The organism is candidate division WOR-3 bacterium (assembly GCA_011052815.1).
Classification (GTDB): domain Bacteria; phylum Hydrothermota; class Tepidihabitantia; order SM23-42; family SM23-42; genus DRIG01.
This window is the reverse complement of the sequence record DRIG01000070.1, coordinates 1-9052: the sequence shown is the minus strand read 5'-3', so window position 1 is coordinate 9052 and position 9052 is coordinate 1. Positions and strand designations below refer to the sequence as shown.

Annotated in this window: 9 protein-coding genes; 3 read left to right on the top strand and 6 right to left on the bottom strand. The window is 43.6% G+C overall.

Translation table 11 applies throughout. The features are described 5' to 3' along the window. Nucleotides 1–363 precede the first annotated feature (363 nt). The 3 genes from ENI34_06615 to ENI34_06605 are packed head-to-tail and all read right to left on the bottom strand — an operon-like array spanning nucleotide 364 to nucleotide 4079. The gene (locus tag ENI34_06615) at nucleotides 364–2094 is read right to left on the bottom strand and encodes a helix-hairpin-helix domain-containing protein (GenBank protein HEC78799.1); all 1731 of its coding nucleotides are present in this window, start codon (nucleotides 2092–2094) and stop codon (nucleotides 364–366) included. Next, nucleotides 2091–2810, bottom strand: a complete 720-nt coding sequence (locus ENI34_06610) for a hypothetical protein (protein ID HEC78798.1) — start codon at nucleotides 2808–2810, stop codon at nucleotides 2091–2093. The genes ENI34_06615 and ENI34_06610 overlap by 4 nt, the downstream gene beginning before the upstream one ends. A gap of 21 nt (nucleotides 2811–2831) precedes the next feature. After that, complete coding sequence (locus tag ENI34_06605) at nucleotides 2832–4079, bottom strand: nodulation protein NfeD (GenBank protein HEC78797.1); 1248 nt, start codon at nucleotides 4077–4079, stop codon at nucleotides 2832–2834. Nucleotides 4080–4389: 310 nt separating this feature from the next. Between ENI34_06605 and ENI34_06600 the strand changes: the two genes are divergently transcribed. The 3 genes from ENI34_06600 to miaA are packed head-to-tail and all read left to right on the top strand — an operon-like array spanning nucleotide 4390 to nucleotide 6497. Further along, nucleotides 4390–4812, top strand: a complete 423-nt coding sequence (locus tag ENI34_06600) for a hypothetical protein (protein ID HEC78796.1) — start codon at nucleotides 4390–4392, stop codon at nucleotides 4810–4812. Further along, nucleotides 4809–5579 (top strand): prepilin peptidase, encoded by a 771-nt coding sequence (locus tag ENI34_06595; protein ID HEC78795.1) that lies wholly within the window; start codon nucleotides 4809–4811, stop codon nucleotides 5577–5579. Before ENI34_06600 ends, ENI34_06595 begins: the two co-directional genes overlap by 4 nt. A 9-nt stretch (nucleotides 5580–5588) precedes the next feature. Next, nucleotides 5589–6497: a tRNA (adenosine(37)-N6)-dimethylallyltransferase MiaA gene (gene miaA / locus ENI34_06590; GenBank protein ID HEC78794.1), complete on the top strand. Its 909-nt coding sequence runs from the start codon at nucleotides 5589–5591 to the stop codon at nucleotides 6495–6497. A gap of 5 nt (nucleotides 6498–6502) precedes the next feature. Here the strand turns inward: miaA and ENI34_06585 are convergent, their stop codons facing one another. The 3 genes from ENI34_06585 to ENI34_06575 are packed head-to-tail and all read right to left on the bottom strand — an operon-like array spanning nucleotide 6503 to nucleotide 8720. Then, nucleotides 6503–7186, bottom strand: a complete 684-nt coding sequence (locus ENI34_06585; protein ID HEC78793.1) for a (d)CMP kinase — start codon at nucleotides 7184–7186, stop codon at nucleotides 6503–6505. Beyond that, nucleotides 7168–8322 (bottom strand): hypothetical protein, encoded by a 1155-nt coding sequence (locus tag ENI34_06580; GenBank protein ID HEC78792.1) that lies wholly within the window; start codon nucleotides 8320–8322, stop codon nucleotides 7168–7170. Before ENI34_06580 ends, ENI34_06585 begins: the two co-directional genes overlap by 19 nt. Continuing rightward, nucleotides 8319–8720, bottom strand: a complete 402-nt coding sequence (locus tag ENI34_06575) for a hypothetical protein (GenBank protein HEC78791.1) — start codon at nucleotides 8718–8720, stop codon at nucleotides 8319–8321. The genes ENI34_06580 and ENI34_06575 overlap by 4 nt, the downstream gene beginning before the upstream one ends. Nucleotides 8721–9052 lie beyond the last annotated feature (332 nt).

Below are 9052 nucleotides of genomic sequence, written 5' to 3'. Positions count from 1 at the left end.
TGAGCAGGGCTTTTATCTGCCTGGTGATTATCAGAAAATGGTTGAAATCGGCAAGTTAGCCGGTGGTGTCTATTTTACTGTGCTTAAACAGAATGATAAACAGGTGAGTGAAAAATTCCTGCTTATAAGATAATAAAAATATGCCGGCGCTGTTTCTTTGTTGAAAGTTGAGGATGTTATGAAGATAGCCGGTCAGATTTTCTCTGACTCCATCCCCTTTACCCTTCGCCCTTCTGCCATTCCTTCGTTTCACTCAGGACGACGTCTGAGGAATCTGCCCGAGGCAGACGACTGAAGAATCTCTTCCTGCACCCCTTCTCCCATTCTCCGTTTCTCCCATTCCCCGTTTCTCCGTCTCCCTTTTTACCAAGTGATATCACACTGACAGCCGAATTGTCTGCTGAAAACCGTATCACGGGTTACGACACAATACTTCAGAGTGAACTTAAGAAAATCGGTCGGTTTAACCGACATATATACAAAACCGTAATCTCCTTTTTGATAAAGCATTCGGTTGTTGATCACCCCCGGCAGGTCAATTTCATACGCAAATATTCTCGCATCATAAGAATCAGTGTCGAATCTTCCGTATCGACCTCTCAACTTCACCCGTCTATATTCCACCCCCATCTCGAGTGCGCCCAAAAGCCCCTTTTCCGTCCCTGTTTCCGTATCAACGTATTTCTCTTCGAGCCGCACGTCGAAGAAAATAAACTTATTGGGCGTAATCCGTAAAAACACCCGTGAACCGGAAAGGTCTTTCACCCGTTCCCGGAAACGTACTCTGAATTGCATCTTCAATCGCACAAGACTGTTCCGCTTTTCAATATTCAACTTTATGCCGTAGCGCACTGAATCATCATCGATATCATTATCAAGAGTCAGGGTCGTACCGATCTTTATAAATCCCGGCGACGCCGCCATATCAAGAACGCCTCCAAGATAATCTTCCCGTGCCTCGACTCCTTTCGGTGAATAAAAACCTGCAGGAAAGTACTTACCGGCGAGATTGAAATCCACGTATGGAAGATAACCGATAAATCCGAAAATCCCTCCTGTTTGATTCCGATGGGAACGGGCGACTTCTGAAAACACCACAAAGAAATCTTCGATGTACTTCATCTCCAGACCGCTGATAAAAAATTCATCTCCGTAAAAGTCATTAAAAGAATCCGCACACACAAACGGAGGAGTGTATCTACACAGGTAACTTTTGTTTGAGAGAAGAAGATTCGAAAATCGATACCTCACGTCGTAGCCGAATATTTCTTCATTAATCCGGTCTTTTCTGCTCAATGAGAGTGAATCTGTGTGATCACCGGTTTCGTCGAAAGAACGGGCAAAACCCGTACTGTCGATTCTGCCGTCGAGCTTCTGATTCGAATAGAAAGCCGTAAATCTCACCAGGAAGGAATCACTCAGCGCCGCTCCGAAAAAACCGTTGTTCTCCAGTACTGAAGTGTAAGGGATGAGTCCGCGTTCCTGGTTTATCAAACGAAAATCCATTGCATTAAAAAAAGAACCGAGAGGAGAAAGGACCACGCCGGGATCGAGGTCCAGGTTGTACTTACCCAGTGCAAACCGTCTGATTCCCTCGTCTATCAGTATTCCGGCCGCATAATAATCGAAAAAAGAACTTTCATACGGGTCTTTCTCCGTTACCAGGAAGACATCGTATTGTCCGTTGTAAAATTCGCTTTTAGTGTAGTACTCTTCGGCACCGTCTCCTCCGGGAAGTCGACTTTTGAAACGAAGTCGGCTGCGGAATTTTCCCGGCTTTCGTATTTTCATCTTTATGGTAATATACGGCTTTATCTTCTGTAAAAGAAAAAGATCGAACCCCGGAATCCGTAACAAATCCTGTACAGAATCGAATCCACCGCTTTCCTTCCGATACTCCACGATCTTCATACATTCAGACAGAGACAAGTAAGGGATCATACTGAGCTGTTCCACGCTTGCGGTGTTGATGTCAAGCGGCACCTGTTGAAGATACTCTATATCCTGAAGAATAATCTCCAGATCCTTAGACTCCTCGATCTCGAAAATACCGATTTCGTCCGTAAAACCGAAAAGAAAAAACAGAAGAATCATAGATTGAATCCTATACTGAATGAGTGAGACAACCCGAGATCCTGATGATTCCTGCCGGCATAACCGACTATAAGTTTACCGGGCGAAAAAGAAAAAAGATATTCCAGATATACCGGTGCCGTATTCACCCCGACACCGAGTGTGGCGAGTCTGTAGAAACAATACGAAAAGCCGAGATTAAAGAACGGCAATTCTGATCCCTGTCCGCGTACCGCGAAATTGAACGAATAATTTTTTTCACCTGAATAGCTTGTCCGTACGGAATAGGTCAACGGCAGGTAATCGTAATCAGAAAAACGCGGGAAGTTTATGTTGTTGACCCAACCGTCACACTGAAACGAGGCATAATTGTATCTGACTCCCAGTCCCACAGTGTAACTGAAACGATTACAATTCTCTTTTATCCAGTAATTAAGTAAACCCAGATTAAATCCGAATTTCAATCTTCCATTAAAGGGGAAGATTATGCCGGTTTTCACCGTGTTCTCTTTATAAAGTTCGTTACCGAAACTGATGCAATTTATGCTGTACGATTTCAAAGTCGAATAAAGGCTGTAAGTACGCACTGCGGGCAGGGAAAAATGTGATTCCATCCGCACCGCCAATGTGAACTCTTCCTTATTTATCAAGGCAGGATTAAACTGCTCCTCGAAGAAAATATTACCGGGAAAAAGCTGGGTTTCAAACACCCCCACCAGAAAAAAGAACAGACTCATAGAATACTATTGCTTAAAAGATTATATCTTTTCTACCTTTAAAGTCATACCGTCCACTTCTATGACTTTTACCTTATCTCCTTTTTTTATCGTTCTATCTGACACGGCGTTCCAGTATTCGCCGTGCACAAACACCGTACCCCCTGCTGCGGTTATATCGGTTTTCGCTGTTCCGGTTTTACCGACAAACCCCTCTTTACCACTTGCTTTCTTCTTAAATTGTGCATGTATTCCTAAGCTTATCAAAAAGATAAAAAAGGCTGCAATAATCAAAATTGCTATCACAATAACCTCCCAGGATAATCTTAAATAAGATACATCGCTTTCAAATAAAATCAAAGATCCGAGAAGCAGTGAGACGATACCGCCTATCGTTAAAAGTCCGTGTGACGTAACATAAATCTCTAAAATAAACAATATCGCCGAGAGAACAATCAATGCTACACCGGCGTAATTAACCGGGAGAAGATGTAAGGCATAAAATCCCAGAATTATGCAGATGCCTCCGACCACCCCCGGAAAGATCATGCCCGGATTCTGAAGTTCAAAGAAAAGACCGTAAATACCTAAAAGCAAAAGTACGTATGCGATATTGGGGTTGGTCAAAAGAAGCAGCAGTTGCTCTTTCAGGGTCATTGAAACTTTTTTCACATCAGCGGATTCAGTAACCAACGTTACCTCACCCTGTTTCGTCTCGACAACCCGTTTGTTGAGCTTAGCTCTCAAGTCTTCAATGTCTTCGGCGATTATTTCACAGACACCTTTCTGTAAAGCGGTCTCGGCATCGATGGAAGAACTTTCCCGAACCGCTTTTTCCGCCCACTCCTCATTTCTACCGCGTTCTTTCGCGATCGCCTTGAGATAGGCAACGGCATCGTTCGTCACCTTCTCCCGCATTACACTGTCGACCTTTTCTCCTCCCATGCTCACCGGATGCGCCGCTCCGACATTTGTACCGGGTGCCATCGCCGCGATATGAGCGGCGTAGAGAATAAAAACGCCCGCCGATGCAGCCCGTGCACCTTTCGGTGCGACGTAAACGACAACGGGAACTTCGGTATTGAGCAGTCGTTTGGTGATCTTTCTCATAGAGATGTCAAGTCCGCCCGGAGTATCCAGTTTTATGATTAAACAGGTTGCGTGCTGGGCTTCCGCAATATTTATCAACCGCAGTAAATATGCACTGCTCGCCGGGCTTATCACGCCGTCGAGTTCCCCCACATAAATTGTATTGGTGTTCAATAAAATACAAAGCACAAAAGCCAACATATGAAATCATAATCAAATAAAACAATAAGTCAATAGCACTGACATCAAAAAAATCCACAAAAAATTCTTGACAATTTTTTAATTATGATTATAATCTTTTATAAAAGGAGGTAATAATGCCGAAGTGTGGTGCAAAGAAGAAAAAGACAAAGAAAAAGGCAACAAAAAAGAAAAAGACAACAAAAAAGAAAAAGACAACAAAGAAAAAGAAGAAAAAGAGATAATTATATATAGATGAAAGGAGGGGTCTGAACTCCCCTCCTTTCGTTATTCAAAGTTGACAATTTATCTGATAGATGTATAATAAAGTATGGACCTGGAAAGATTCAAATCACTTTACGAGAACCTGAGTAAAAATTTAGAAGAGATAGAATCACTGGTTAAAATACCGGAACTGCTCACCAAACCCGAATGTCCGAAGATCATCGAAAAGATAAAATATCTCTTTTACAGTGTAACGAAATCTCTGGTCGATATCGGTCACAGTATAATTCTCGAAAAAGAATTCCGCGATCCTCTAAACCGTGCGGATATTTTCATCAGTCTCGCTGAACAGGACATTATACTCTCTTCCGTGGTGCCGGGTGTCAAAAAAGCGGCGCTCTCCTTGCCGAAGCTGAATAATTATCAACATAAAGAAATAATCGAGCTCGTCACAAACAGTATCACCGACATGAAGAAGTGTCTCGATTCATTCTCTGTCTATTTCAGTCTTAAAGACAAACAGATTTGATAATCGTTTCCTACATATTCTCTTTTCTCTTCGGAACAGCCATCGGTAGTTTCCTCAACGTTCTCATCTACCGAATCCCCCTCGGTAAATCAATCATCACACCCGGTTCCTTCTGTCCCCGCTGTAAAAAACCTATTAAGTGGTACGAAAACATCCCCATCGTGAGTTTCATACTCCTCAGAGGAAGATGTTCGGGGTGCCGACAACCCATATCAATCCGTTATCCGCTCGTTGAATTGATCACCGGTTGTGCTTTTCTCTATCTCTTTATCAAATACAATCTAACCGTCGCCTTCTTTTTCTATATATTCTTTTTCTGCGCACTCATAGTGATATCGGGAATCGACTTCTCGCACCAGGTCATTCCCGACGTGATCTCCATTCCCGGTATTGCAGCCGGCTTACTCTTTCAGATAATAAAAGGAAATTTTCTCCCCGGTCTGGTGGGACTCATCTTCGGCGGCGGTCTGATACTCTTGATAAGAGTGATCGGCGGACGGGTCTATAAAAAAGAAGTCATGGGAATGGGGGATGTATATCTTACTGCAATGATCGGTGCCTTTGTAGGCTTTCCCTTTATTCTCGTTTCAATATTTATCGGTGCTTTTACAGGCGCCGTATTGGGTGTAATCTATGTAATATCAACACATCAGAGTCGGGAGAGTCCTATTCCATTTGGACCGTTTCTCAGTCTCGGTGGTATGACGGTCATCATCTTCGAAACCCAGGTCTTTCAACTGTTCGCCTCCATGGGAGTCTATCTGTAATTCGTCTTTATGAAAATCCTCACCATCGTCGGACCAACTGCTGTCGGTAAAACCGACATCGCGGTTGAAATTGCAAAAAAAACCGGGGGTGAAATCATCTCAGCCGACTCCCGCCAGATCTACAAATACCTCAATATCGGTACGGCGAAACCGACATCCCGACAGCGGAAAACAGTCCCCTTCCATCTGATCGATTTCATCCATCCGGACGACAACTATTCCTGCGGTCAATTCGCCCGCGATGCCGAATCGAAGATAAAAGAGGTCTATTCGCGGGGCAAGATACCTATCATCTGCGGAGGCACAGGACTATACATCAAAGCGCTCTTTCATCCTCTTCATAAACTTCCTGAATCAGATCAACAGATTAAAGAAAAATTAATCAAAATCATTAAGGAAAAAGGAATAGAACATCTTTATGAAAAACTTCTGAAGATCGACCCTGAATGGGCGCAAAAGGTAAATCCAAAAGACAAACAACGTATAATAAGGGGACTTGAGGTCTACGAGATAACCGGTAAACCCTTAAGCAGGTTAATAAAAAAGAAAAGCAGAAAATCGGAATTCCAACCATGGTATGTCGGGTTGAACATCCCGCGTGATGCACTGTACCAAAGAATCAACACCCGCTTTGACGCCATGATTAAAAACGGCCTGGTACAGGAAGTAAAATCTCTTCTGAAAAAGGGATTCAACCCCCAATCAAATGCACTTCGCACAATAGGCTATAAAGAGATAATTGAGTACCTCGAGAAAAAAATGACCTTAGAACAAGCAATAGAAAAGGCAAAACAGAGAACAAGAAATTATGCCCGACGGCAGATCACCTGGTTCAATAAATTACCGGATTTGACGTGGTACAATCCTGAAGACAAGAAAACAGTCATAACAATCATTAAGGGGATGAAAAAAGATTAGAAAAATTATCCGGCGTCCAATCTTTCCCGGACAAGTTTTTCAACCACTGAGATCTCTTCTTCTATTGTTAAATCAGTGGTATCCACAACCACCGCGTCTGAAGCTTTTTTCAATGGAGAGTGGGTTCGACTCGAATCATACCTGTCGCGGAATTTCAGATTTTCAATAACATCTTCATAATCCGCATCAATCCCTTTTGTCTTCAATTCCAGCAACCGCCTCTGGGCGCGGGTTTCCAGATCCGCGGTCAAAAAGACCTTTACCTGGGCATCGGGAAAGACGACCGTACCGATATCCCGGCCTTCACAAACGACGTTTTTACCCTCCGCCACCTCACGCTGTTTCGCCACCATCCATTCACGCACCTCAGGGACAGCGGAAACCGGAGACACCGCCCTGTTGACCGCCTGGGTTCTGATTTCAAGAGTAACGTCCTTTTTGTCGAGATACACGTGATTTTGATCACCCTCCTGGCGCAGGTCGATCTCCGTCTCTGCGATAATCTTTTTAATCACCGCCATATCAATGGGCTCAAGCCGGGAACTGTTTTGAAGATATTTCAGAGTGACGGCGCGGTACATCGCACCGGTGTCGAGATAAAAAAAATTGAGTCTTCTTGCAACCCCTTTCGCTGTCGTGCTCTTTCCTGTGCCTGCTCCGCCGTCGATTGCTACAACGAATCTCGCCATCTGTAGGTATTTTTAATTAAATCTTCATATTGCTGTGAGATGGCAACTCCGCGTCTCGCCATAACAACCTTCGCGGTCTCAATCGCTTTCTTCAGTTTGTATACTTCTTCTTTTTCAGTGGTAAGCCATCTAAAGCAGGAAACATATTTGGGCATCATCCCGCCGCCGAAGAAATTCACAAAACTGCCGATGACCGCACCTGTAGGAATAAGAGTACCGATGCCTGTCTTTGTGTGGTCGCCGATGAAACAACCCAACTTCATCATCCCGGAATCCTTCTCTTTTCCGTCAATCCGAATCCGTACAGAACCGTAATTGTTCTTTAAATCCGAGTTTGTCGTCAGGGCGCCGAGGTTCACCCACTCACCGATGAACGAATGGCCGATAAATCCTTCATGATATTTATTCGCATATCCTTGAAAAATTGAAGCCTCAACTTCACCGCCTATCCGACAAACCGCTCCGATGCTCGATTTTATTATCTTGGCACGCTCAATGATCGTTCCCGGTCCGATGTATGAAGGCCCGATGATTGTGGTGAACGGTCTGAGCACTGCTCCTTCATCAATAAAAACCGGTCCATCACTGAGATCGATGAAAACTTCTTTATGCAATACCGCCTTCTTTGCCGCACATAGATTCCTCTTATCCCCCAGAATGGAAACGCCTTTCGGTATTACACCTTTTTCCTTTAAAGTATCAAAGTGCTGAATCAAGAGAGTGTCGTTATATTTAATCAAATCGCAGATATCGTTCAAAAGATACCCTTTAATTTCCCGACTTTCTTTAATCCGCTTAAAACAATCATTGACCTCCTTGATGGTTTCAGGAAACGGCGGTTTCTGTTTTATAAAACCTATCACCTCTCTGTTTATGGTGAACTTCACCTCTTTTTTTAAACTCTTGATCCGCTGCAGAGGAAGTGCCCGGGCTGATAAATAGATGGTCGGACTGGCCGGTTTGACTTTCTTCAGTTTAAAGAAACTCCGACCGATAAATTGCGTCTTCACTCCGGGATAATAAGAGACGATGTGTCCGGCGATATCTTTCATTCCGATCCGCAATTTGAACTGGGGATAGAGATTAACGAGCGGAGCGAAATTCCCGGGATGGTCTTCGTAAATTATCAACTTCATAATGAAAGAAAAATGGTCGCCAGGATGGCGAAGATAATCCCGATGACCCTGGTTGTTGTTATCGCCTCTTTGAGCACGATAAAGCCGAAGAGCACCGGGAAGATTACATACATATTCGTGAAAGGAACCACGACCGACGCCGGGCCGAGCTTTAATGCCTTGTAAAACGCCAGAATCGCGATGAGGGAGATTGCTCCTATGGGTATGGTATGATAGACATAGCGGTTTACCATCAAGTTCTTTTTGAATATGAGGAAAATCGCCAGGAATACGATGGACCAGAAAGAAAGCCAGAATGTGGTGCTTACCGTATTGAAGTGGCGCGTCATAAGTTTACTTCCGATTGCCCAGAATCCCCAGCCGACCAGGGCGATGAAGGCATATTTCATATAACCCATTGATTAGATTATAACGAAGAAACAAGAGAAGTCAAGATATACTACAACTGACCAGCTCTGACGAATCAAATTGTTGATTTTTGGTTTTTTAAGGTTATTGGTGGGTTAAATTGTAAGATTTTACAGGGGATAAACAAAAGGGTAGACGACTCCCTCATATTTTGTATACTTATTTTAAGAGTTATTTGGGGGATAAACCCAGAGCTGAAGGCTTTATCAAGAAGTATCAAAGCGAATCTGGAATCGTTGGGTTCTAGCGGTTTCGATTTCGTGAGGCTCAAAAAGACTGGTTCTTAAATCTTCTAAGAGCCAATGGGCAATATTTCGAATAC

Excerpts from the sequence above, each read along its gene's own strand:
- ENI34_06605 (HEC78797.1), bottom strand. The coding sequence starts at position 4,079 with ATGTTGGCTTTTGTGCTTTGTATTTTATTGAACACCAATACAATTTAT.
- ENI34_06575 (HEC78791.1), bottom strand. The coding sequence starts at position 8,720 with ATGGGTTATATGAAATATGCCTTCATCGCCCTGGTCGGCTGGGGATTC.
- ENI34_06585 (HEC78793.1), bottom strand. The coding sequence starts at position 7,186 with ATGGCGAGATTCGTTGTAGCAATCGACGGCGGAGCAGGCACAGGAAAG.
- ENI34_06580 (HEC78792.1), bottom strand. The coding sequence starts at position 8,322 with ATGAAGTTGATAATTTACGAAGACCATCCCGGGAATTTCGCTCCGCTC.
- miaA (HEC78794.1), top strand. The coding sequence starts at position 5,589 with ATGAAAATCCTCACCATCGTCGGACCAACTGCTGTCGGTAAAACCGAC.
- ENI34_06600 (HEC78796.1), top strand. The coding sequence starts at position 4,390 with ATGGACCTGGAAAGATTCAAATCACTTTACGAGAACCTGAGTAAAAAT.
- ENI34_06610 (HEC78798.1), bottom strand. The coding sequence starts at position 2,810 with ATGAGTCTGTTCTTTTTTCTGGTGGGGGTGTTTGAAACCCAGCTTTTT.
- ENI34_06615 (HEC78799.1), bottom strand. The coding sequence starts at position 2,094 with ATGATTCTTCTGTTTTTTCTTTTCGGTTTTACGGACGAAATCGGTATT.